This is a genomic window from Bacillus sp. FSL M8-0266, assembly GCF_038613425.1.
Taxonomy (GTDB): Bacteria; Bacillota; Bacilli; order Bacillales; family Bacillaceae; genus Bacillus; species Bacillus pumilus.
Map to the genome: position 1 here is coordinate 2,906,651 of NZ_CP152015.1, position 22,224 is coordinate 2,928,874.

At 42.0% G+C, this 22,224-nt stretch carries 25 protein-coding genes and 1 pseudogene; 9 read left to right on the plus strand and 17 right to left on the minus strand.

Annotated features, from left to right (window positions below; translation table 11 throughout):
• Nucleotides 1-92 precede the first annotated feature (92 nt).
• A complete protein-coding gene (locus tag MKY83_RS15075) occupies nt 93-833 on the plus strand; it encodes a protein-glutamine gamma-glutamyltransferase (RefSeq protein ID WP_044140789.1) in 741 nt (246 codons plus the stop codon).
• 14 nt (nt 834-847) lie between these two features.
• On the opposite strand, the pseudogene MKY83_RS15080 reads toward MKY83_RS15075, so the two are convergent.
• The 6 genes and pseudogenes from MKY83_RS15080 to MKY83_RS15105 form a co-directional block, all read right to left on the minus strand.
• A pseudogene (locus MKY83_RS15080) lies at nt 848-1,119 on the minus strand (hypothetical protein).
• Between the two features lie 24 nt (nt 1,120-1,143).
• A complete protein-coding gene (locus MKY83_RS15085) occupies nt 1,144-2,175 on the minus strand; it encodes a nitronate monooxygenase (protein WP_342487446.1) in 1,032 nt (343 codons plus the stop codon).
• 16 nt (nt 2,176-2,191) lie between these two features.
• Nucleotides 2,192-2,593, minus strand: coding sequence for a secondary thiamine-phosphate synthase enzyme YjbQ (locus MKY83_RS15090; protein WP_065099057.1), 402 nt, complete (start codon nt 2,591-2,593; stop codon nt 2,192-2,194).
• Between the two features lie 135 nt (nt 2,594-2,728).
• On the minus strand, nt 2,729-4,021 hold the full coding sequence (locus MKY83_RS15095; protein ID WP_106067621.1) for a hemolysin family protein: 1,293 nt from the start codon (nt 4,019-4,021) through the stop codon (nt 2,729-2,731).
• Between the two features lie 48 nt (nt 4,022-4,069).
• On the minus strand, nt 4,070-4,744 hold the full coding sequence (locus MKY83_RS15100; protein ID WP_041816317.1) for a zinc metallopeptidase: 675 nt from the start codon (nt 4,742-4,744) through the stop codon (nt 4,070-4,072).
• Between the two features lie 81 nt (nt 4,745-4,825).
• The gene (locus tag MKY83_RS15105) at nt 4,826-5,050 is read right to left on the minus strand and encodes a hypothetical protein (protein ID WP_003213467.1); all 225 of its coding nucleotides are present in this window, start codon (nt 5,048-5,050) and stop codon (nt 4,826-4,828) included.
• Nucleotides 5,051-5,168: 118 nt separating this feature from the next.
• On the opposite strand from MKY83_RS15105, the gene MKY83_RS15110 reads away from it, so the two are divergent.
• Complete coding sequence (locus tag MKY83_RS15110) at nt 5,169-6,155, plus strand: potassium channel family protein (protein ID WP_003213017.1); 987 nt, start codon at nt 5,169-5,171, stop codon at nt 6,153-6,155.
• On the opposite strand, the gene MKY83_RS15115 is transcribed toward MKY83_RS15110, so the two are convergent.
• From MKY83_RS15115 to MKY83_RS15135, 5 genes are all read right to left on the minus strand, one after another.
• A complete protein-coding gene (locus tag MKY83_RS15115) occupies nt 6,152-6,553 on the minus strand; it encodes a YugN-like family protein (protein ID WP_342487447.1) in 402 nt (133 codons plus the stop codon). The genes MKY83_RS15110 and MKY83_RS15115 overlap by 4 nt on opposite strands.
• A gap of 31 nt (nt 6,554-6,584) precedes the next feature.
• Complete coding sequence (locus tag MKY83_RS15120) at nt 6,585-6,803, minus strand: spore germination protein (RefSeq protein ID WP_106067620.1); 219 nt, start codon at nt 6,801-6,803, stop codon at nt 6,585-6,587.
• A gap of 108 nt (nt 6,804-6,911) precedes the next feature.
• Nucleotides 6,912-8,267 carry a glucose-6-phosphate isomerase gene (locus tag MKY83_RS15125; protein WP_342487448.1) on the minus strand — a complete coding sequence of 452 codons (1,356 nt, stop codon included), beginning with the start codon at nt 8,265-8,267 and terminating at the stop codon, nt 6,912-6,914.
• Between the two features lie 126 nt (nt 8,268-8,393).
• Nucleotides 8,394-9,566: an iron-containing alcohol dehydrogenase gene (locus tag MKY83_RS15130; RefSeq protein ID WP_065099061.1), complete on the minus strand. Its 1,173-nt coding sequence runs from the start codon at nt 9,564-9,566 to the stop codon at nt 8,394-8,396.
• Between the two features lie 121 nt (nt 9,567-9,687).
• Nucleotides 9,688-10,851, minus strand: coding sequence for an iron-containing alcohol dehydrogenase (locus MKY83_RS15135; protein WP_106067619.1), 1,164 nt, complete (start codon nt 10,849-10,851; stop codon nt 9,688-9,690).
• Nucleotides 10,852-10,995: 144 nt separating this feature from the next.
• On the opposite strand from MKY83_RS15135, the gene MKY83_RS15140 reads away from it, so the two are divergent.
• Nucleotides 10,996-11,232, plus strand: coding sequence for a DUF378 domain-containing protein (locus MKY83_RS15140; RefSeq protein WP_003212952.1), 237 nt, complete (start codon nt 10,996-10,998; stop codon nt 11,230-11,232).
• Nucleotides 11,233-11,299: 67 nt separating this feature from the next.
• On the opposite strand, the gene yugI is transcribed toward MKY83_RS15140, so the two are convergent.
• From yugI to MKY83_RS15155, 3 genes are all read right to left on the minus strand, one after another.
• Nucleotides 11,300-11,692 (minus strand): S1 domain-containing post-transcriptional regulator GSP13, encoded by a 393-nt coding sequence (yugI, locus tag MKY83_RS15145; RefSeq protein ID WP_106067618.1) that lies wholly within the window; start codon nt 11,690-11,692, stop codon nt 11,300-11,302.
• A 198-nt stretch (nt 11,693-11,890) separates the two neighbouring features.
• Nucleotides 11,891-13,084 carry an aminotransferase gene (locus MKY83_RS15150; protein ID WP_065099063.1) on the minus strand — a complete coding sequence of 398 codons (1,194 nt, stop codon included), beginning with the start codon at nt 13,082-13,084 and terminating at the stop codon, nt 11,891-11,893.
• Nucleotides 13,085-13,585: an Lrp/AsnC family transcriptional regulator gene (locus MKY83_RS15155; RefSeq protein WP_003213765.1), complete on the minus strand. Its 501-nt coding sequence runs from the start codon at nt 13,583-13,585 to the stop codon at nt 13,085-13,087. It abuts the gene before it with no gap.
• Nucleotides 13,586-13,761: 176 nt separating this feature from the next.
• On the opposite strand from MKY83_RS15155, the gene MKY83_RS15160 reads away from it, so the two are divergent.
• Complete coding sequence (locus MKY83_RS15160) at nt 13,762-14,586, plus strand: alpha/beta hydrolase (protein WP_050944033.1); 825 nt, start codon at nt 13,762-13,764, stop codon at nt 14,584-14,586.
• Here MKY83_RS15160 and MKY83_RS15165 read toward each other — a convergent pair.
• Nucleotides 14,583-14,843: a YugE family protein gene (locus MKY83_RS15165; RefSeq protein ID WP_065099065.1), complete on the minus strand. Its 261-nt coding sequence runs from the start codon at nt 14,841-14,843 to the stop codon at nt 14,583-14,585. The two genes, MKY83_RS15160 and MKY83_RS15165, sit on opposite strands and share 4 nt — an antisense overlap.
• 83 nt (nt 14,844-14,926) lie before the next feature.
• Here MKY83_RS15165 and MKY83_RS15170 point away from each other — a divergent pair, with 83 nt between their 5' ends.
• Entirely contained in the window at nt 14,927-16,102 is a 1,176-nt protein-coding gene (locus MKY83_RS15170; protein ID WP_106067617.1) for a MalY/PatB family protein, read from the plus strand.
• A gap of 133 nt (nt 16,103-16,235) precedes the next feature.
• Nucleotides 16,236-17,528, plus strand: coding sequence for a sensor histidine kinase (locus MKY83_RS15175; RefSeq protein WP_044140803.1), 1,293 nt, complete (start codon nt 16,236-16,238; stop codon nt 17,526-17,528).
• Here the strand turns inward: MKY83_RS15175 and MKY83_RS15180 are convergent, their stop codons facing one another.
• Entirely contained in the window at nt 17,529-17,708 is a 180-nt protein-coding gene (locus tag MKY83_RS15180) for a hypothetical protein (RefSeq protein WP_044140804.1), read from the minus strand.
• 90 nt (nt 17,709-17,798) lie between these two features.
• Here MKY83_RS15180 and MKY83_RS15185 point away from each other — a divergent pair, with 90 nt between their 5' ends.
• The gene (locus MKY83_RS15185; RefSeq protein ID WP_044140805.1) at nt 17,799-18,191 is read left to right on the plus strand and encodes a kinase-associated lipoprotein B; all 393 of its coding nucleotides are present in this window, start codon (nt 17,799-17,801) and stop codon (nt 18,189-18,191) included.
• Here MKY83_RS15185 and kapD read toward each other — a convergent pair.
• Nucleotides 18,188-18,805 (minus strand): 3'-5' exonuclease KapD, encoded by a 618-nt coding sequence (gene kapD, locus MKY83_RS15190; protein ID WP_003213730.1) that lies wholly within the window; start codon nt 18,803-18,805, stop codon nt 18,188-18,190. The two genes, MKY83_RS15185 and kapD, sit on opposite strands and share 4 nt — an antisense overlap.
• Before the next feature lie 218 nt (nt 18,806-19,023).
• Here kapD and MKY83_RS15195 point away from each other — a divergent pair, with 218 nt between their 5' ends.
• Nucleotides 19,024-20,202: an MFS transporter gene (locus MKY83_RS15195; RefSeq protein WP_044140807.1), complete on the plus strand. Its 1,179-nt coding sequence runs from the start codon at nt 19,024-19,026 to the stop codon at nt 20,200-20,202.
• 108 nt (nt 20,203-20,310) lie between these two features.
• Nucleotides 20,311-22,212 carry a transglycosylase domain-containing protein gene (locus MKY83_RS15200; protein ID WP_342487449.1) on the plus strand — a complete coding sequence of 634 codons (1,902 nt, stop codon included), beginning with the start codon at nt 20,311-20,313 and terminating at the stop codon, nt 22,210-22,212.
• Nucleotides 22,213-22,224 lie beyond the last annotated feature (12 nt).

Here is a 22,224-nt window from a genome sequence, read left to right on the forward strand (position 1 = left end):
TAATAAAAAGGATGCCTTTTTGTTTATTTACACAAATTGATTCATTGCCCAAGCACCCTGCATACGCTAATACAAAAGGGGGCGCTTTTCATATGATTATCCTTTCAGGACAGCCAGTGACAAATGAGCAGCTGGCTTCATTTCAGCTAGAAGGACAAAAGCGGATCATTTTGATGCAGTTACAAGCCTCAAATGATACGTTCCGCTACAGGCAAGCATCTGATTTGTTATTTGAGGTCACATTGAGATCGAACATTATGAATGCTGCAAGAGATTTGCATAAAAGTGGTGCCTCATTTGCCATCTTTCAAAGGTCTCGTGCAAATGACGCCTTTTGGCGCGTATCTGAAGCAGGGGCATTAGAGCTGCGCTATCAAGTCGAACCATCTAGAGGCATTAAAGACATTTTTGAAAATGGCTCACAATATGCATTTGAATGTGCCACCGCCATTGTCATCGTGTTTTATATGGGCGTCTTGCAAACGGTAGGAGACGAGAAGTTTAACCGAAGGCTTCGCAGTCTAACCCTGTATGACTGGCATTATGATACATTGTCGATTTATACAGAGCGCGGGAATGACTTTATCTATGGGGATTGCTTATATTTTGAGAATCCAGAGTTTAGCTATCAGCAGTCACAGTGGCGCGGGGAAAATGTGATTTACTTAGGTGAAGATCAATATTACGGACATGGACTTGGGATTTTAACAGCGGCAGAAATTATCGATAAATTGAATAAGAGAAGGCGGCCAGGTGCTGTTCAATCTGCTTATCTATTGCCGCAGACTACTCGGATGGATGTGATTTATCTCAGGCAAATGTTTGGCAGCTAAAAAAAGCCTCTTGTCTAGTGGTTATGACAAGGGGCTTTTGTATGCCTTGCGCTTTTGTATGCCTTGCGCTTTCGATAATCTTGCAGCGTGCCAAGCATCGTGTTCGCAAGGAGCTCCATTTTTTCTAAGTCTTTTCTTGTGACCGGCGGATCGTGCCGGCTCCATTTTACATAACGAACAAAATAGTAATGACGAATGGGCGTAAGGATGGCAGGAGAGTGCGGAAATTCATCAAACCAAAATTCAATTTGTCCTTTTTTCGGTATGAATGTTTTAAAATGTCCACCCTTTCACACCACCCAACATGATTTTATATGTGCGTCAGTTCATGCATGATCTCCTCAACGGTTAAAATCGAGTGAATACGACCGACGCCCTGTCCCGCCCAAAGAGCCATTTGATCAGGGTTTCCCGCAGCAGCTGCTGCTTTTCGCATCGGTGTCGTCCATACATGCTGAACCGGATAAGGAAGAACCCTATCTTCATTCTGTCTTTCTTCCTCCATCCACTGATTCACAATACCTCTTGCTCTTTTTCCAGAAAACAGCCTTGTGATCTTTGTTTCACTGCTTTCTGCCTGTAAAATCGCCTTTTTGTATACGTCTGCCGCAGCACTTTCCTGACTGGCTAAAAATCGTGTGCCGATTTGCACCGCATCCGCTCCAAGCGCTAGAGCGGCTGCCACACCTGTTCGATCTGTAATCCCGCCTGCGGCGATCAATGGCACATGACAGAGCGTCTTGACATCAGAGATCAGGCTAAAGAGTCCCATCAGGGCATCTCCTTTTGCAGGTAAAAAGGTACCTCGGTGACCCCCTGCTTCACTTCCTTGCAGAACAATGGCATCCATCCCTTTTTCCTCTAAAAGCAGTGCTTCCTCTTTTGTTGTGGCGGTTCCGATCAAAAAGATCCCCTTTTGTTTTAAGCGATGTATCGTTTGTTCATTTGGACAAGAGAAGGTAAAGGAAACGACCGGTACGTCTTCTTCCAAAAGAATGTTGATTTTCTGTTCAAAATCATGCCACAATTCCTCTTCGCTCGGCAGACTATCAGCTACTGGTCTTGCTGGCAATCTCTTCTCCCAAAAAGCCACATCCTCTTTTTTGACTTCAGAAATTGGCTCTGGTACAAATACATTGACCTGAAACAGGCCCGTTGTCAGCTGTTTGACCTGTTTGATCTGCTGCCTCAAATGGTCAGGCTGCACATATCCACTTGCCAAACTGCCAAGTCCCCCGCATTGCGAAACAGCGGCTGCCAGCTGCGGTGTCACGGCACCTCCTGCCATTGGTGCTTGGATCATCCCATATTTGATTTGCAGTAATTTCGTGATATCCCCCATTTATGTCCCCCATCTCTTACTCGTTTGATGACACCTGTATATAAAAATGGCGATGTCTCGGTCCGTCAAACTCACAGAAATAGATTCCCTGCCACGTGCCAAGGACAAGATCACCATGATGGATGAGAACATGCTGCGAGGCACCCATATAGCTCGCTTTCATATGTGCGGCTGTATTTCCTTCCATATGGCGGTCCTTCGAATGTTCCCACGGAAAGACTTCGTCAAGCCGGCGGAGCATATCTCGTTTCACATCTGGGTCCGCATTTTCATTAATGGTCATCCCTGCTGTCGTATGAGGACAGTAGACGATGACGGTTCCGTTTTGAATACCTGTTTCCTTAATATATTGATGGACCTCGTTCGTCACGTCGATCATCTCATCGCGTCTGTCTGTTTGTACATTGATTTTTTTCATATGAGCGGCTCCCTTTTGTTATTTCTATAAAACCATACCCTTTTTATGTGAAATCAATCACTGTTTATCGGTGGAAGGTATTCTCCCACCTAAAGTTTACCAAGTAAAAAAACCTCGTCAAGTGTTACGAGGTTTTTAGGAAAAGTGGACCTTTTTGATGTCAATGGTCCGAATATGATGGTCTTCCGCATCTATGATGGTAAATTCACAGCCTTCTGCTTCAATCGTATCTCCAATCTCAATATCAAATTTATGTGTCATCATCCAGCCAGCAATTGTATCAACATCATCATTCTCAATGGCTAAATCCAATAAATCATTCACTTCATCAATCAAGGCTTTCCCATCCATTACATAGTGGAAGTCACCTTTTTTGACGATATGAGGTGTTTCATCTTGATCATATTCATCACGAATTTCGCCCACGATTTCCTCTAATATGTCCTCTACTGTAACAAGCCCGGCTGTTCCTCCATATTCGTCTACGAGCACTGACATATGAATTCGTTCCTTTTGCATCAAAATGAGCAATTCTTGAACAGGCGTACTTTCAATCACTCGTATCACAGGACGCATTAAGTCTGCAATCGTCACATCTTGATTCAGGAAACTCGCCTTAAACACATCTTTGCTATTGATGACACCAATCACATGATCTTTGTCTTCTTTAATGACGGGGTAGCGTGTGTATCTTTCGTTCAGCATATAATGTGTCACGTCTTCAAGCGTCTGTTCAATCTCTATGGCTGAAATTTCTGTACGAGGAATCATGATCTCTCTCGCCACTCGGTTATCAAATTCAAAAATTTTATTCACATATTTGTACTCAGATTGGTTAATCTCACCCTTTTCATAGCTTTCAGATAAAATGAGACGCAATTCTTCCTCACTGATCGCCACTTCATGTTCTTTGACAGAATGAAAACCGAATAATTTCACAATGCCTCGCGCAGATCCATTTAATGCTTTAATAAACGGGTACATGACTTTATAGAAAAAGATGAGTGGCTTTGCTGTCACAAGGCTGACCGCCTCTGCCTTTTGAATGGCAATCGTTTTAGGCGCCAGTTCTCCCACAACGACATGTAAAAACGTAATGATCACAAATGCGATGATAAACGATAGGATGTCGGTTAATGCGGAATGAAGCCCCAAATCCTCAAACAGTGGATGCAGAAAATGCTCCACCGTCGGCTCGCCCAGCCACCCTAAGCCTAAAGCGGTAATGGTAATGCCGAGTTGACAGGCGGATAAATATTCGTCGAGATTTGATATAAGCTTTTGTACGTGAATGGCTCTCTTATCTCCGCTCTCAATCAGTTGATTGATTTTAGAGCCTCTAATTTTCACAATCGCAAATTCAGTGACAACAAAAAATGCTGTCGCAGCAATGAGTAATATGACTAAAAATACGTTTAAAATATACAAAAAAACCCTTACCTAACAATGGTAAGGGCTCACCTCCTCTGGCATCAATTAATCATTACGGCCATTTAGGAAGATCATTACAAAACGGAGCAATTCAAACAAGGAGACAAGGGCTGCTGCGACGTACGTAAGAGCGGCAGCATTTAACACCTTGTTCACGCCTCTTTCTTCACTGCTTCTAATGATTCCTTCTGAAACAATGATATCTTTCGCACGAGAACTTGCATTAAACTCGACAGGCAATGTCACAAGCTGAAAGAACACAGCCGCTGAGAACAAAATGATCCCAAGCCCGATTAAGTTAAGGCTGCCAAGTAAGATTCCACCAAGGAAAAGAAGCGGGGCAACACCAGATGCAAAGTTCACGACAGGAAAGATCTTATGTCTCAAGACAAGCGCACCATAGGATTCCTGATGCTGCAAGGCATGTCCAACCTCGTGTGATGCGACTGAAATGGCCGAAATGGAATGGCCGTAGTACACAGGTTCAGATAAGCGAACCACACGCTGCGTCGGGTCGTAATGATCAGTCAAAGTTCCTCTTACCGGTTCAACAGGCACGTCGTATAACCCGTTGCGATCTAAAATATGTCGAGCGGTTTCCGCACCTGTTTTCATACTGGATGCTTCAACCTTTGAATACTTTTCAAAATTATTCTTTACTTTAAATTGTGCCCAAAATGATAATCCCAATGCGGCAAAAGTTAAAAAATAAAAAAACAGCATGCTCATCAGCTTCCTTTTTATTTTATATATTTATTTACAATTTTAATGACTTTTATGTAACGTGTACAGAAAAAAGCACTAGGTCTTTTTAAGGGGGATCACCACGCCAATGAAAAAGAAGAACACACCTAAGCATGCTGTATAAAAGGTCACCGTTCCGTATAGGTTTTGAAAAAAGTGCAGCCATGAAAAATCATTCATAAAATGATTCACCGCATTTAAGTCAAACACAAGTAAGATCATAGCTGATGATAAAAAGTGAGCGCCGATAAAAAGAAGTACGGTCTTTTGAACGAACGACATTCGCATTCCCTCCTTCTTCTCTCTTATTTTAAGATATGGGATCTACATGACGAAGATGAAAAAATGTTTCCTCAATCGGGCATACTGACATTAGCAGTTTCCTGAAAGGAAGTGTCCAATGAAATCAAATCGTATCTTTATCGCTTGGCTAAGGTGGCCACTGTATCTTCGAATTGCCATCATCATCTGTTTCTTGCTTCTTTTTTTTGGACAATTAATCGTTTTACTTGAACCGAAGCAGTATCATACGATCTTTGATGGGATCTGGTGGGCCCTCATTACAGTCGCGACGGTCGGCTACGGTGATTTTGTGCCGCAAACCATGCCCGGACAAATCGCAGGTATGGCGCTGATTCTGATCGGGGCAAGCTTTGTCACAGCTTATTTCGCCACACTTGCCGCCGCTGTGTTCAGCAAGCAGCACCATTATGTAGAAGGAAAGGTCGCCTTTAAAGGAAAAGGACATCTCATTATCGTCGGCTGGAATGAGAAAACGAACAAACTGCTTCAGTCGTTTCAAACAATTGATCCAGCTATGCCGATTGTGCTGATTGATGACTCCTTGAAGGAAGGGCCGCTTTTAGAGAATGTCCATTTTATTAAAGGACATGGCACAGAAGATGGCACACTTCGCAAAGCCAATATTTCAGGTGCAGATGCACTGATGATTACCGCAGATCAGCACGAGAATGAAGTGACAGCTGATATGCAGAGTGTTTTAACATTACTTGCAGCAAAAGGATTAAACCCTTCTCTATACTGTTTAATTGAAATTTTAACAGATCGTTACGTGAAAAATGCCGAGCGGGCTGGCGCCAATCAAGTCATTCATACCTCTGATGCAGTCAATCATTTAATGGTCGAGCATTTTCTTTTAAAGGAACAGTTCAAAGCGTTAAAGAAAAAACGACATATGACCTTGCATAAACAGATCACCATCATACCGGTTCCAGCTTCGTTAGCCGGAGAAACATTCTTAACAGCGCTCCATCATTTTTTAGAGCATCATGTGATCATTGTCGGTGTACAAAAAAAAGAAGGACCCATGATGAATCCTCCCTTTGATTATGAGCTTCATCCAGAGGATGAACTAATCAGCCTTTAAAGCAGTGCGTCTTCTAATTCCTTGACGAGCGAAAAGCCAATCTCAATATAAGCTTTTGATACATCTCCATCTTTCTCTTTTGGTTCTTGGAATTGGTTAAAGGATGCTCCCACATTTCCAACCATCGCATGATCATCTAACTTATCTTGATAGACATGCTTTAAGAGAAATGGATCTCCCAGTTTCACCACAACGCCTGGCTGATCCAGCTGGCCCTTTTCGGCTGTAAAAGGAACTCTGAGAAAAGTATAGCCATCACGATTATCAATTTTATAATCAAAGTATCCGTGATCGTAATCCCAGTTACCATTAATAACATAACCGAGCGGCTTCATCGTCTCTTCTAAATGGTAAAGTGAAAAGCTTTCACCAGGCAGCCTGGATGGTACATGAATCATACGAAACCCTCCTTTTGTCTAATAGGTTTCGTTAAAGAGAAGAATTCATACATCTATCTCTCGTGATTTGTACATTGTTTGAAAAAGTGGCATCAAATAAGTTTTGATTGGATGATTGATTCGTCTCGTTCGCACTGACGGAACCTGATGTTTCCTTCGTAGCACTCATAGGACAAATGCGTCCGACATTGCCAAAGTTGACGATTGCCTGGCCAGAAATATCGTGAATGTAAATATGATTCGTTCTCATGTTTCACCCTCCTCTACTCATTATTCTATGTACAGAGCGTAAGGAGGCTTGCACAGGAACCGTGAGAAAATAAAAAAGGCACACCCTTCAAAGGTGTGCTTTTCATTCTTATGATTGTTTCAGTCGGCTTTCAAGTTCGGCTTTTTTCTCTTCGAAGCCTGGTTTTCCTAATAAAGCAAACATATTCACTTTATAAGCTTCTACGCCAGGCTGGTCGAATGGATTGACGCCTAGTAGATATCCAGACATCGCGCATGCTTTCTCAAAGAAGTAAACGAGATATCCGAATGTATAAGCATCCATCTCAGGAATTGTGACGATCAGATTCGGTACTTTTCCATCTGTATGAGCAAGCATCGTTCCTTCAAATGCTTTTTTATTAACAAAATCAACCGTTTTTCCTGCTAGATAGTTCAAGCCATCAAGGTCTTGTTCTTCTGCTTCGATGACAAGCTCATGACGAGGCTTGTCTACATTAACGATTGTTTCAAACAAGTCTCTTCTTCCTTCTTGAACATATTGACCAAGTGAATGAAGATCTGTTGAGAAGTTCGCAGATGAAGGATAGATTCCTTTTTCATCTTTCCCTTCACTTTCACCGAATAATTGTTTCCACCATTCTGCAAAGTATTGCAGTCCTGGCTCATAGTTAATCAGCATTTCAATCGTTCTGCCTTTATTGTAAAGGACATTACGGACGACAGCATATTGGTATGCCGCATTCTCAGAAAGCTCAGATGAAGCGAAGTCTTCGCTTGCTTTTGCCGCACCTTCCATCATCTGATCAATGTCTGCACCGCTCACAGCGATTGGCAATAGACCTACTGCTGTTAAGACTGAATAGCGTCCACCTACATCATCAGGGATGATAAATGATTCGTAGCCTTCTTCTGTTGCTAATGTCTTCAATGCACCGCGTGCCTTATCAGTTGTTGCATAAATACGTTTTTTCGCTTCTTCGGCACCGTATTTTTCAATGAGGAGCTTTTTAAAGATGCGGAACGCAATCGCTGGCTCTGTTGTTGTACCAGATTTTGAAATGACGTTAATAGAGAAATCTGCGTCTACCAATAGATCCATCACATCTGTTAAATAAGAAGAACTGATGTTGTTTCCAATAAAGATGATTTGCGGCGTCTTGCGTTTGCCTTTTGGTAGCGTGTTATAGAAAGAGTGGTTCAAAAATTCAATCGCCGCACGTGCGCCGAGATACGAACCGCCGATTCCGACAACAAGCAAGACATCAGAGTCTGACTTAATTTTATCTGCACTTTTTTTAATGCGGGCAAATTCTTCGCGATCATATTGCTTCGGCAAGTCAACCCAGCCTAAATAATCACTGCCTGTACCCGTTTGTTCATGAATATTATGATGGGCCACCTTCACAAAATCTTTTAAATATGTAAGCTCATGTTCTTGAAAGAAAGGTAACGCTTTTGAGTAGTCAAATTGAATATGTGTCATCGCTTGTAAGCCCTCCATTACGTTAGTTCTGTCCCTTTCACTTTAGCGGAACTAGCTATTGAAATCAAGTGATCGTCACTCCGATAGCAAAAAGCCGTTTCTCATAGAGAGAAACGGCAAGCAGGATTATAAAGAAGCTTTCAAAATAGAAAGAATGTCATCACGACCAAGTTTCATAAAGTTACCAAAACCACCGTATTCCATTTCTTTCGCCGCAATGTCGGCAATTTTGTCCAGCTGATCTTCACCAATGTCATAATCGGCTAGACGGCTTGGTGCACCGAGGCTTGTCCAGAATGTTGACAGCTTGTCGATACCTTCTAATGCGATATCACGATCAGATTTTCCTTCTGTCTCGATGTCAAACATGTTCAGCATGAGATTTTTAAAGCGCTCCACATTGTGATCGAGTGTATGACGCATCCAATTTGGGAAGAGGATCGCAAGTCCGCCTGCATGCGGAATGTCATAGACAGCCGATACTGCATGCTCAATCGTATGGGACGCCCAGTCGCCAAAGTAACCCATTTGCAGCGTGCCATTTAAAGCGATCGTTCCTGCGTAAAGGATCGTTTCACGGTGCTCATAGTTTTGTAAGTCTTCAAGCAGTTTTGGTGCTGTCTCGATGACTGTTTGAAGAACAGCAAAACACATTCGATCCTGTAAAGGCGTGTTTTTGACATTATGGAAGTATTGTTCGAAGACGTGGCTCATCATATCGACCATGCCGTACACCGTCTGGTTTTCTGGCACTGAATAAGTATGCTCAGGGTCTAAAATTGAAAAAGCAGGATGAGTGACTGAACTGCCCCACACATATTTTTCATTTGTTTCCCAGTTTGTGATGACAGAGTCTGGATTCATTTCTGAACCAGTTGCCGCAAGTGTGAGCACTGTGCCAAACGGCAATGCTTTTTGAGCGGTTGTTTTCTTTGAGATAATGTCCCACACATCTCCGTCATATTCCGCTCCGGCTGCAATCGCTTTTGTACAGTCGATCACACTGCCGCCGCCAACAGCTAATAAGAAATCAATTTTTTCATTTTGGCAGATGTCGATTCCTTTTTTCACTGTGGTGAGGCGCGGGTTTGGTTCAACACCTGACAACTCAAATACGTCAGCTTCTGCTTCATTTAACGCGCTGATCACATTATCATAAAGACCATTTTTCTTAATGCTGCCTCCACCATATACAAGTAACACTCGTTTTCCATAACGAGCGAGTTCGCTTTTTAGTCCGTCTAGTTGTCCTTTTCCAAACATTAATTTCGTTGGATTATAATAAATAAAATTTTCCATCTGTTGATACATCTCCTTACAGCGTATATATCCAAAAACATGAAAGACTACTTTAACATATGTACACGTCGAACTCAAAAAAAGATAACTGCTCGAAAGCAATTATCTTTTCATTGTTTGATTATAAAGAAGCATTCAAAATAGCTAGAACATCTTCTTTGTTTAGCTTTTTAAATTGACCAAATTCACCGCGTGCCATTGCACGATCTGCGATTAAATCAATTTTCTCATCGTTGATATCATAGTCCGCTAAACGGTTCGGTGCGCCAAGGCTTGTCCAGAAAGCTGACAATTTGTCGATTCCTTCTAAGCCGACTTCTTCGTCTGTTTTGCCCGCAGGATCCACATCAAATACGCGTACTGCTAATTGTTTAAAGCGGCCTGGGTTTTCCTGAATGACATGCTTCATCCAGTTCGGGAACAAGATCGCAAGTCCGCCTGCATGAGGGATATCATAGACAGCAGATACCGCATGCTCGATGTTGTGAGATGCCCAGTCACCGCGTGCTCCCATTGACAGCATACCATTGAGCGCAATGGTCCCAGTGAATAAGATCGTTTCACGCAGCTCATAGTTCTCTAGATCGTTGATCAGCTTCGGTGCTGTTTCAATGACTGTACGAAGAAGCCCTTCACACATCCGGTCTTGGTAAGGTGTATTTTCCGTGTGATGGAAATATTGTTCGAACACGTGAGACATCATATCAACCATGCCATAAATCGTATGGTTTTTTGGTACAGTGAATGTGTTCACTGGATCAAGAATAGAGAATTTAGGGAAAACTGCTGGACTTCCCCAGCCATATTTCTCATTTGTTTCCCAGTTTGTGATCACTGATCCAGAGTTCATTTCAGAACCTGTTGCAGCAAGGGTTAACACCGTACCGAACGGAATTGCTTCCATTGGGACATGCTTACGCGTCACGATATCCCAAGCATCTCCATCGTACTTGGCTCCGGCTGCGATCGCTTTCGTTGCATCAATAACACTGCCGCCACCAACTGCCAAAATAAAGTCAACGTTGTTCTCTTTGCAAAGCTCAACCCCTTTTCTTACCGTTGTTAAGCGCGGGTTTGGCTCAACACCAGCAAGTTCAGTGATTGCAGCTCCTGATTCTTTTAGGATGCTGACAACTTGGTCATAAAGGCCGTTTCGTTTAATACTGCCTCCACCATATACAAGTAATACGTTTTTTCCGTAGTGTTTGAGTTCATCTGAAAGGGCTGAAACTTCTCCCTTTCCAAATATTAATTTCGTTGGGTTCCAATAAGTAAATCGATCCATTTGATCTCCTCCTCGCGCTACATTATGCGCCTCAATCATTCCAAAAGTAAAGTAATTTGCTTTAATCCATTTTCTTACGCATAGTTTGGCTAAAAATCTGCAAAATATAAATGTATTGATGCTGTAGCGAAAGGAGGAATCACGATGAGTGCTATTCAGCGTATTGCCCTCGTGCTCACGATTATCGGTGCTATTAACTGGGGACTAATCGGCTTTTTTCAATTTGACTTAGTAGCAGCGATCTTTGGCGGACAAGGCTCTGCATTATCACGTATTATTTATGGTCTTGTTGGAATTGCAGGTCTTGTTAACCTTGGTCTATTGTTCAAGCCAAGCGAAGAAGCTGTTCGCCGTGACGAGCCGAATCCAGAGGTTCGCTAAACAAAAAGACATAAAAAAGGCCGCCTATACGAGGCAGCCAAAGGCACCGTTTGAAGCGGTGCTTTTTTTATTTCTTGATTAAGTCTTTACGGTTAGACTGCTCAATCCACTCTTCAAGTTTATCTTTAAGCGTATTGAAACCTTGTGGTGTAGCAGCTTCTTCTTTCACTTGATGTGGTCTTTGTTTCTTTGGTTTGCTTTCTTTTCTTTCAGGTGCTTCTTGTGTAGCACGGATAGAAAGGCTGATTTTACCAGCTTTTTCATCAACAGAAAGAACTTTCACTTGAACTTCGTCACCAATTGAAAGATGCTCGTTGATGTCTTTTACGAAACCATGTGTTACTTCAGAAATATGCACAAGTCCTTGAGTTTCTTCATCTAATGCAACAAACGCACCATACGCTTGTAATCCTGTTACTTTACCAGTGTAAACACTGCCTACTTCAAACTTTGTCGCCATGATAACAACTCCTAAATAAATGTTTTAATATTCGTTTATACGCAATTAAAAACTATATCACAGAACGATCTTTTACGCAAAATATTTTTTAATTGGGTTTAGATCAGTTCAAAAGGGGGAATACCTGAAAACAAGAATGCTTTCTAGTATTCCCCCCTAATTTGAGAGGCATGAGTCCTAATGGATTGATGCCTTTTTTTATTTGATGATGGCAGGTGCTTCTTCTTTCACTTGTCGTTCCTGCAAAAAGCGCTGGATTCTTGAAAGTGATTCCTGAAGATGGTCAAGAGACGAAGCATATGAACAACGAATATGACCTTCACCACTCGGTCCGAAGACATTACCAGGGACTACGGCTACTTTTTCACTTATGAGCAGCTCCTCAGCAAATTGTTCTGACGTCATGCCCGTCGTTTTAATGGACGGGAAAGCGTAAAATGCGCCGTTTGGCTGGTGACATGTGAGCCCTAGTTCATTCAAAGAGCCGACAAACAAATTTCGCCGCCTTCTGTAGCTTTTCTTCATTTTCTCTACATCTTCAAGCCCATTTTTCAAGGCTTCTTCTGCTGCATATTGTGCCATAGAGGGCGCGCACATCATAGAATATTGGTGTATTTTCAGCATGGCATCGCGCAGTACAGGTGGTGCTGCCACATATCCTAAGCGCCAGCCAGTCATAGCAAACCCTTTTGAAAAGCCTGAAATGAGGATCGTTCTTTCCTTCATATCTTGAATTGCCGCCACACTTGTAAAAGCTTCATCGTACGTCAGCTCTGCGTAAATCTCATCCGTGATAATGAGAAGGTCATGCTCTTTTGCAAATTGAGCAATATCTTCAAGCTCTTCCTTTGAATAGACTGAGCCAGTTGGATTTGATGGTGAGCAAAGCAGGATCGCTTTTGTCTTAGGCGTCAGCTTCGTGCGAAGATCCGCAGAATCTGCTTTGAAATCTTTTTCAGCCGATGTACTTAAATAAACAGGTACTCCGCCCGCAAGTGTCGTAAGGGCCCCATATGCTACGAAACAAGGCTCTGGAATGATCACTTCATCCCCGCTGTTTAAAATCGCACGAAACGCCAAATCAAGTGCCTGGCTTCCGCCAACTGTGATAATCAGTTCTTCTTCAGGACTGTAGTCAATGTAAAACCGCTTATATAAATAGTTGCTCAATTCTTTTCGCAAAGATAATAACCCTGCATTCGCCGTATAAGAGGTAAGCCCTTGTTCTAATGACATAATACTTGCTTCTCTGACATTCCAAGCTGTCACGAAATCTGGCTCGCCAACACCAAGGGAAATGACCCCTTCCATTGTGGCTGCCAAATCAAAGAATTTCCGAATACCTGACGGCTGAATGCTTTGCACCGTTTCAGATAAATAAGACTTTTTCATTTAAGGTGACACCACGATTCTTTTGTCATCGTCTCCTGTTTCAAACACTTTCCCATCATGTTTATATCTCTTCAAAATAAAGTGGGTAGTTGTTGAAACAACGGAATCAAGTGTCGATAATTTTTCAGACACGAAGCGGGCAATATCAGACATAGATCTTCCGCGGATCACAACAGATAGATCGTAAACACCTGACATGAGATAGACAGACTCCACTTCCTGAAAGCGGTAAATACGTTCAGCAATTTCATCAAATCCGACGCCTCTTTTTGGTGTCACTTTGACATCAATCATTGCTGTGACGCCTTCGTGACCATCTACTTTACGCCAGTCAATCATGGTTGAGTAATCAATAATGACTTTTTGATCTTCAAGTTTTTGAATAATCGCTTCTGCTTCTTCTGTTGTCACGCCTGCCATTTTTGCAATTGTATTTAAATCGGCACGGCTGTTTTCATCTAAAATCTCTAATATTTCAGTTTCTTTTTCTGTTAGTTTCATTTGATTTCACACCTCAGATTGTAAAAAGCTAGTTTTAAAAAATCTTCTGAACATTATAGCACGTTTTTCCCATTATGCTAAGCAGGGAAAAGATGCTAACCATAGCTTAAAATCCACTTTTTAGGGTACAATACAGTCACCTAACAGAGAGAGTATCAAGTATCGGAGTGATGAGTATGGACATTGTTCAGCCAGCTTATATGAAAAGTAAATTCGGTTTAGACATCTATTACGAGCACTATCCAAATCAGGGGAAGAAAACATTGATCTTAATTCATGGTCTTTTCTCTTCTACCTTCAGCTATCGAAAGCTCATCCCGCTTCTGAAACAAGACTTCAATTTAATCGCGATCGATCTGCCGCCATTTGGACAGTCCGAGAAGTCGAATACGTTTATTTACAGCTATCGCAACATGGCAAAGATCATTATCGAGCTAGCTGGTTACTTACAGATTCAGCATGCGATCCTTGTGGGTCATTCGATGGGCGGCCAAATTGCTTTATATGCCGCATCTGAACGGCCAGACCTATTTGAAAAGGCGGTCCTTTTGTGCAGCTCAGGATATTTAAATAAATCAAAGAGATCAGTTGTTTACAGCACATATATTCCTTATTTTTATCTCTATCTTAAAAGAAAGCTCTTGAAGCAAGGCATCATGAAAAATTTAACGGCTGTTGTGCATGATCATTCCATCATTGATCAAGAGATGGTGGATGGATATTTAAAGCCTTTTTCTGATGATCAAATTTTCCGAGGGATTTTCCGCTTGATTCGGCACCGGGAAGGGGATTTGACCTCGGATGTCCTAAAGAAAATGGAGACACCCGTGCTGCTCATTTGGGGTGAGGAAGATCGAATCGTTCCCATCCAAATAGGAGAGAGGCTGCACAAGGATCTGCCAAACTCGACCTTGCACGCATTAAAAAAAACCGGGCACCTCGTTCCTGAGGAAAATCCGGTCTTTGTGTCTGATCAAATCGGACATTTCAGCCTGTCTTAGCGTGTGCAGGAGCTGCTGTCTCGTATGACGAAAAGCTGATTCGCTATATGTTGACAGCTCTCAAAAGGCAGGAACTGCTCAAATGAGTGATGATAAATGGCTTGAATGTCTTTTGCTAAAGATAAAGAGTCTTCTGCGTCGTATAATGCACTGATGACGTCAGCAGGCTCCGTTTCATAAAAGTCCTCCCCATATTGAAAAGGGTCCCATGCCTTAATGAGTTGAATCATCTCTTCTACAGCTTGACTATCTTTCATCGGTATCACCGCTTATAATAAATTTTGTGATGTTTATTTTAGCACAACCAACAATGGTTGAAAAACGGCTAGAGGTGGGTTTCATGAATTTCGACGAACAGATCATACGTAAAGGTTCAAAATCAGTGAAATGGGATCAAGCAGAGTCTTTATTCCTTACAACAGATGCGCTGCCAATGTGGGTAGCCGATATGGATTTTAAAGCGCCGCAGGTCGTCCTTGATGCATTAAAAAAGCGATTGGATCACGGTGTATTTGGCTATGCTTTTCAAGATCAGGATACGCAGCAGGCAGTAGCTGAATGGCTCAAAAGAAGGCATGGATGGTCGATCCAGACAGAAGCTGTCACCTTCACGCCTGGGATTGTCACGGCACTTAGTTTTGCAGTCCAAGCCTATACAGAACCAAGTGACGAAGTCGTCATACAGTCCCCTGTGTATACTCCTTTTTATCAAATGATTGAACGAAATGGACGAACAGTCTCAACCAATCCTTTAAAAATAGAAAACAACCGCTATGTCATGGATTTTGATGATTTAGAGAAAAAATTAAGCAGACCAGAAGCGAAGCTCATGTTCCTCTGTCATCCGCATAATCCGTCCGGAAGAGCGTGGTCAAAAGAAGAGTTAAAGCGAGTAGGAGACCTCTGTATCAAGCACGGTGTCACAGTCGTTTCAGATGAGATTCATTCTGATTTGATGCTATACGGAAAGCAGCATGTACCATTTGCTAGTCTTTCTGACGACATAGCACATATCACAGTGACGTGCATTGCACCAAGTAAAACATTTAATTTAGCTGGCCTCCAAGCATCTGCCATTATCATTTCCGATGAAGAAAAAAGAACCCTTTTCAACAATGAAATGCAAAGAAACGGACTGGCCAAACTGAATGCTTTTGCGATCCCTGCGATGGAAGCAGCATACCGCCATGGGGATGAGTGGCTTGATGCACTTGTTCTTTATCTCGAAAACAATATGAAAATGGCAATGGACTATATGGACGAACATCTTCCAAACATGCGTTATATGAAACCAGATGCTTCTTATTTATTGTGGCTAGACATTCGAGATTATCAATTCAGTCAAGCGGAATTGAAACGCAATTTGCTAAAAAGGGGCAAAGTGATCCTAGAGCTTGGTCACGTGTACGGACTCGAAGGAGATGGCTTTATTCGGATGAATCTCGGCTGTCCTGCTTCAACAGTCAAAGAAGGATTGAAACGCCTTCATCAAGCGTTTATGCAATCATCTAATTAAGACCAATATGATCGAAAGAACATCCTCACGGGTGTTCTTTTTAAAGAAAAAAACCCTCCTTTTATCATATCTACTTTGTACATGAAATGATATAATGAGAGGAATTACTATTATTTACGAGGAGAGCATTTAAATGGAAATGTTCAAGGATTTTCTGCTCCATGTATCTTTTATTCTATTTCCAATCTTTTTATATCATGCGCTATGGCTAAGCCGGACCCCTGCTCATTTCCCAAAAACGAATAAACTGCTCATCACAGTATTCGCATCCATCTCTTCAGCACTATGTATTATGTATCCAGTTGGTTCGATTTTAGACTTGCAGACTGGCCTTCAATCCATCCCTCTTGTACTTGCCATTTTATACGGAGGCTACACAGCTGGGATCGTCGCCATCTTGATAAGTTCCATGGTCAAATTCGTGATGTATGGCTCTTTTTTATGGGTTGGACTCATTGTCGTACCGATTTACTTTTTCATCCCATTTCTGTTCTACCGGAAATGGCGTCAATATTCGAAGCTGAAAAAGCTGATGTATGGAGTGCTTATCGGTTTATCCAAAGGATTCTTTATTTACATTGGACTATTTGCGGTCAGCTTAATGGAATACAGCCCGGCCTTTATTATGCAGCAGAAGTTACTTGAGTTATTTTTCTCAACTCTTTACTACATATTCTTTCTCGTGCTAAGTATCTATTCCATTGAATTCGTGAAAGAAAATGCGCAAATGAGAACACAGCTCGTCCAATCAGAAAAGCTGACCATTGTAAGTGAACTCGCTGCAAGCGTTGCCCATGAAGTACGCAATCCGCTGACAGTGGTGAGAGGCTTTATCCAATTGCTCTTTTCTAGTGACAATACAAAAGAGACGTCAACCAATAAAGATTATAAAAATCTCGTTCTTTCCGAGTTAGACAGGGCGCAGGATATTATTACGAGTTATCTTGACATTGCGAAACAAAATTATTATCAAATTGAATCTCTCAACCTATCTAAATTACTCGAGGAATGTGCATCACTGATGACATCCTATGCGAATTTCAAATCGGTCACGATTCATCAATCCATTGAACCAGACTTATACATTCAAGGTGATGAAACGAAGATCAAGCAAGTCATGATTAATTTAATCAAAAATGCGATTGAAGCAGCCCCAGAACACGAAGGGAAAATTGAACTTTTTGCTTCAAAAGAAAATCATAAAATATGCATTTATTTCGTAGATAACGGTGTAGGAATGACAGAAAGCCAAATGAAAAAGCTTGGCGAACCCTATTACACCTTGAAAAATAAAGGGACTGGACTTGGGCTGACAGTGACATTTTCTATCATTGAAAATCACCATGGAACCATTCGTTTCAAAAGCTCGCTTCAGTCTGGTACAACCGTTACCGTGAAGTTTCCTGAAGATACAAGAAGAAAATGATCACTCCATTTTTTTTGTCTTTTTTTCATCTATCCGCTCCTGCTTCTTAGACGCACGAACGATCAGACGAAAGCAAATAAATGCAGCCATAAAGAAAATCACCGTGGTGATTGCCGCTGGGATGTACTCCCTTTTATCTTCAGGAAAATACAGTAGAAAGAGTGCGATGAACGACAGCATTCGCCATTCCCCCTTTTGCTCGTTTACTTCACTATATTGGCTAAAAGAAATGAAATACCTTCCTACGAGAAGGAAATGGAGGAATTTCACATGACAGACATTCAAATTGGACAAGTTGTGAAAGGATTTTATAAAACAGGTGTTTACGTTGGGGAAGTGACAGCAGTGAAACCATCGGCCTATCTCGTTCAAGTAAAAGCCGTTCTGACACATCCCACTCAAGGCGACCTGCATCACCCAAAAGAAGCAGACGTGCCTTTTTTCCAAGAAAGACGGGCTTTGGCCTATCGTGAACAGACGAATATCCCTCATCATATGGTGAAGCCTTATGATGGCGTTATACCAGATTATCAAGTATCACTAAAAGAAGCTGTAGAAAAATTAAAACAAGCGCTCCATGCGGATGATTCAAAATGGGCTGAAAAATCAAGAGCATGCCTATCTTCTCTCGAAAAAGATTATTTTCCAGAAGACGCCCGCTAATCAGCCGAATCAAAAAAGTGTGAGAAATCAATCAGCTCACCAATTTTGGTTGTTTGCGGATTTTCCACATAGGCTCTGTCTTTTTCAAAAAGGGTTAACAGCTGATAAGTCGTCATGGCATCATCTAGTGCCTTATGATGCTTACCAGCTCCTTCACTGCCGTATTCCTTTGCCGCTTTCCGAAGCCCTGTCAGTGTGCGATCACCAAAAAAAGTTTTATATTCAAAGGCAAGGTCCCTCAGCTTCCCCTTAAAAGGAAAGGCAATGTGATTGAGCATACAGTTTTGCTTCAGCACTTTCATGTCCATATTGCCCCATGTAATAATCTCACAATCCTCTCCCCCATCAAGCGACACAAGCTTCTCGATAAATGCCTCAAAGGAAATCCCGCTCTCTACATCCTGCTGCGTAATGCCGAGGAACGATTTACAGCGCTTCGTCAGCTTCGGGAACTTTTTCGGTTTGACGTAGCTAGAGAACGTGTCTATGATCGTTTCACTTGCCGCTTTCACTACCCCAGCTTCAATAATTTCAGGAAAAAAATTTTGCGGATGATACTTTCCATCAGGCATCGTAAATTCAAAATCGACCACAAGCACCGTCTTCTGTTCCACCAGTCTCACCTCACTTTTTCGTCAGTTTTTCATTCTGATACCATTATATTAAGACGGACCTTGAAATCACTTCATTTTCTTGAAAATAATGCAGATTCACTATGCCCAACCTATCCATCAGATGAAAGATCGTTTATTTTCCTTTATAATTATTAAGGAACACGAAATAAATAAAGAAGGTGGTCTCTATCACAAACAGGAAGAAAAACTTATACATCATGTGGTTTGTGAACTTTTTTGTATCTGCCAGCATTACAATGATCGTCCCTTTTTTATCACTTTACATAGAATCTCTTGATAGCAGTTATTCAAATGAATTTGTCCAAAGATGGAGCGGCTATGTCTTTGGCGTCACATTTTTAACGGCCTTTCTGATTTCTCCGATTTGGGGACGGATTGGAGACCGGCATGGCTATAAAAAGATTTTGCTCATTAACGGGATTGGGATTGCAACAAGTATTCTATTAATGGGGCTTGTGCAAACCGTTTATCAGCTATTCGCCCTGCGGCTCTTCATGGGGCTTGTCACAGGCTTTATCTCGACTTCAATGGCACTCATCTCTGCACAGACGGAAAAGGCAACTGCTGGTAAAACCCTTGGTACGATGCAGATGAGTAATGTTGCCGGAGGATTGTTTGGTCCATTAATGGGCGGATTCATGGCAGACAGCGTCGGATTTATTTATACGTTTTTCCTCACAGCGGCTGTCATTTATGCGTCAGCAATTGTGATTATTTTCGGAGTGAAAGAACATCCCATCCGTTCAAAAGAAGCGAGGCGCGTTTCTTACTCACGGAAGGATGTGCTCGTTCATATTTTCAAACAGCCTTTGCTTGTCGTCACGATGCTTTTAACGTTTATTACACAAGTAGGGAACTTTAGCATTCAGCCACTTTTGGCTTTATACATTCATGATTTACACGGTCCTGTTAATCTCGCATTTTATGCAGGTCTTGCGTTCTCTGCAACTGGACTTGGCAACCTGCTCTTTACACGAAAATGGGGAGATCTCGGAGATCGAATTGGTCACGACAAGGTGCTGCTTGCCCTTCTCATCCTCTCCTCTATTTTATTCATCCCGCAAGCAATGGCGGATTCCTATGCGATGTTAGTACTTTTCCGCTTTCTATACGGGATGGCACTTGGCGGGATTATTCCGTGTACGACGGCATATATTCGGATCAAAGCACCTGCCTCTATGCAAGGGGAAGTGCTTGGATACAATGTCAGCTTCCGCTTTCTTGGGAATGTTGTCGGTCCGGTGATTGGCGGCATTGTGGCAAGTCATTACGGGATTCCAGCTGTCTTTTATGTCACCGCCGGAATTTTTCTATTTGGCGCATTATTTTTATGGGCAGTCCGCTCACAGTCCAAGGCAAAAGAGAGGAGTGTCTGATCCAACATCAGATACTCTTTTTTCTTGTGTAGAAGCCTTATTCACTAGACTTCAAGCCCATTCTTTTCTAAAAATAACCTTCTCGTATTCGCAAAAGAATGGTACGATATGGCTAGAAAATTGAAGAAAGTGAGTGACCTCATGTTTCGTGCAATGATTGGTTGGTTATTACTTGCTGCCCTCATTCCATTATTTGTTCTGACTTTTTATCTATCAAAGGAAGAAGCTGCAAGTGTGAAGCCTGTGAACGAAGTGCTTGATCAAAAAATCAAGCTGGAAAAGATAGATTTTTCCCAAAACAGTTATATGTATGACCGGGATGGTTCTCTCATCTCTGAGATCGTATCAAACGATGAAAACCGAGTGTTCGTCACGTATGATAAAATTCCTGATCATGTGAAGGAGCTGTTCCTCCGCTCAGAGGACCGTAACTTTTATGACCATAAAGGCATTGACTTTATGGGAGTTGTTCGTGCCCTTGCCTCAAATGTGAAAAACCATGGCATTAGCCAAGGCGCAAGTACGATCACACAGCAATTATCTCGTAATTTATATTTAAGCCATGAACGTTCGTTCACCCGAAAGTTTACAGAGCTGCTCTATTCCTATGAATTAGAGCGGAAATTCTCGAAAGATGAAATTCTCGAAAGCTATCTAAATACGATTTATTTCAGTAATGGTGTTTACGGTGTCGGTTCTGCGGCTAATTACTATTTTGATAAGCCGCTTAGTTCTTTAACGCTTGCACAGATGGCATTTATCTCTGCGATTCCAAACAACCCAACACTGTATGACCCATTGAAGCAATTCAAACACACAAAGAAACGCCAAGAACGACTGCTAGGTATTTTAAAGAAAGACGGCGTCATCACCAAAAAGCAATACAAAAAAGCCGTCAAACAAAAAATCAGCCTGTCCTTGAGTGAAAAGAAAAACCTTTACCCTGACTATGTGACATATGCCAATGAGGAATTTACCGATCTTGTGTCAGATCAGGAAGGCTTTACAAAACGCTTGAAGAAGGCCAAAACAGATGGAGCAAAAAAAGCCATTCAAAAAGAATTATCTGAAAAGGTTAGTGCTCTGCTTCAGGATGGTGTCAAAATTTATACGGCACTTGATCCTTCCTTACAGCAGCGAGCCGTCTATCAGCTCAATGCGCAACTACCTTACCAAGGTGTAGAAGGCGGAGCAGCGGTCATTCATCATGAAACACATCAAATTGTTGCACTTGCTGGCGGGAAGAACTATAAAAAGTTTGATTTCAACTACGCCTATCAAGCGCAAAGACAGCCTGGTTCTGCGATTAAGCCGCTTTTAGACTATGGTCCTTACATCGACCAAACCGGTGCAACAGCTTCAAGCAAAATTAGTGCCGGTAAGTTTTGTAGCAGCGGATACTGTCCGCAGAACTATAATCATAAAACGTATGGAACCGTCACACTTGAAACAGCCTTTAAGAACTCTTACAATACACCTGCGATCCGAATGCTGGATACAGTTGGTGTCAAAAAGGGATTTAGCTACTTAGAGAAATTCTCATTCGAACATATCGTAGCGGATGATTATCGCCTGCCTTCTGCACTTGGCGGATTTACGAAGGGCTTCTCGCCGCTAGAAATAACAGATGCGTATACCGTCTTTGGCAACCAAGGTGCTTACACGCAAAATCATTCGATCACAAAGGTGACAGACTTAAACGGTAAAACCCTTTACAAGTGGAAAGAGTCACCGAAGCAAGTGTATTCTCAGCGGACAAATGACACCATGCGTAAACTGCTTGCCTCCGTTGTAAAAAGCGGAACAGGGAAAAAAGCGAATTTCAGTTCCCCTTACATTGGTGGTAAAACAGGGACATCCAATGACTACAAAGACATTTGGTTTGTTGGACTGACAGATCAATATACAATGGGTGTATGGGTTGGAAGAGATAGAGGAACGGTTGAATCTATTTACAGCTCAAGTCCGCACTTACGTATTTGGAAGAATACGATGCAATACGCCAGATAAACAGGAGGTTTG

What these genes read in the sequence shown, in the direction of transcription:
- MKY83_RS15130 (WP_065099061.1), bottom strand. Translation starts at nt 9,566, where the DNA reads ATGGAAAATTTTATTTATTATAATCCAACGAAATTAATGTTTGGAAAA.
- MKY83_RS15075 (WP_044140789.1), top strand. Translation starts at nt 93, where the DNA reads ATGATTATCCTTTCAGGACAGCCAGTGACAAATGAGCAGCTGGCTTCA.
- MKY83_RS15105 (WP_003213467.1), bottom strand. Translation starts at nt 5,050, where the DNA reads ATGTCGTTCGTTCAAAAGACCGTACTTCTTTTTATCGGCGCTCACTTT.
- MKY83_RS15120 (WP_106067620.1), bottom strand. Translation starts at nt 6,803, where the DNA reads ATGAGAACGAATCATATTTACATTCACGATATTTCTGGCCAGGCAATC.
- MKY83_RS15165 (WP_065099065.1), bottom strand. Translation starts at nt 14,843, where the DNA reads ATGAAAGATAGTCAAGCTGTAGAAGAGATGATTCAACTCATTAAGGCA.
- MKY83_RS15180 (WP_044140804.1), bottom strand. Translation starts at nt 17,708, where the DNA reads ATGCTGTCGTTCATCGCACTCTTTCTACTGTATTTTCCTGAAGATAAA.
- MKY83_RS15155 (WP_003213765.1), bottom strand. Translation starts at nt 13,585, where the DNA reads ATGAAACTAACAGAAAAAGAAACTGAAATATTAGAGATTTTAGATGAA.
- MKY83_RS15200 (WP_342487449.1), top strand. Translation starts at nt 20,311, where the DNA reads ATGGCTAGAAAATTGAAGAAAGTGAGTGACCTCATGTTTCGTGCAATG.
- MKY83_RS15085 (WP_342487446.1), bottom strand. Translation starts at nt 2,175, where the DNA reads ATGGGGGATATCACGAAATTACTGCAAATCAAATATGGGATGATCCAA.
- MKY83_RS15125 (WP_342487448.1), bottom strand. Translation starts at nt 8,267, where the DNA reads ATGACACATATTCAATTTGACTACTCAAAAGCGTTACCTTTCTTTCAA.
- MKY83_RS15185 (WP_044140805.1), top strand. Translation starts at nt 17,799, where the DNA reads ATGACAGACATTCAAATTGGACAAGTTGTGAAAGGATTTTATAAAACA.
- MKY83_RS15160 (WP_050944033.1), top strand. Translation starts at nt 13,762, where the DNA reads ATGGACATTGTTCAGCCAGCTTATATGAAAAGTAAATTCGGTTTAGAC.
- MKY83_RS15110 (WP_003213017.1), top strand. Translation starts at nt 5,169, where the DNA reads ATGAAATCAAATCGTATCTTTATCGCTTGGCTAAGGTGGCCACTGTAT.
- yugI (WP_106067618.1), bottom strand. Translation starts at nt 11,692, where the DNA reads ATGGCGACAAAGTTTGAAGTAGGCAGTGTTTACACTGGTAAAGTAACA.
- MKY83_RS15175 (WP_044140803.1), top strand. Translation starts at nt 16,236, where the DNA reads ATGGAAATGTTCAAGGATTTTCTGCTCCATGTATCTTTTATTCTATTT.
- MKY83_RS15170 (WP_106067617.1), top strand. Translation starts at nt 14,927, where the DNA reads ATGAATTTCGACGAACAGATCATACGTAAAGGTTCAAAATCAGTGAAA.
- MKY83_RS15140 (WP_003212952.1), top strand. Translation starts at nt 10,996, where the DNA reads ATGAGTGCTATTCAGCGTATTGCCCTCGTGCTCACGATTATCGGTGCT.
- MKY83_RS15135 (WP_106067619.1), bottom strand. Translation starts at nt 10,851, where the DNA reads ATGGATCGATTTACTTATTGGAACCCAACGAAATTAATATTTGGAAAG.
- MKY83_RS15195 (WP_044140807.1), top strand. Translation starts at nt 19,024, where the DNA reads ATGTGGTTTGTGAACTTTTTTGTATCTGCCAGCATTACAATGATCGTC.
- MKY83_RS15090 (WP_065099057.1), bottom strand. Translation starts at nt 2,593, where the DNA reads ATGAAAAAAATCAATGTACAAACAGACAGACGCGATGAGATGATCGAC.
- MKY83_RS15150 (WP_065099063.1), bottom strand. Translation starts at nt 13,084, where the DNA reads ATGAAAAAGTCTTATTTATCTGAAACGGTGCAAAGCATTCAGCCGTCA.
- MKY83_RS15115 (WP_342487447.1), bottom strand. Translation starts at nt 6,553, where the DNA reads ATGATTCATGTACCATCCAGGCTGCCTGGTGAAAGCTTTTCACTTTAC.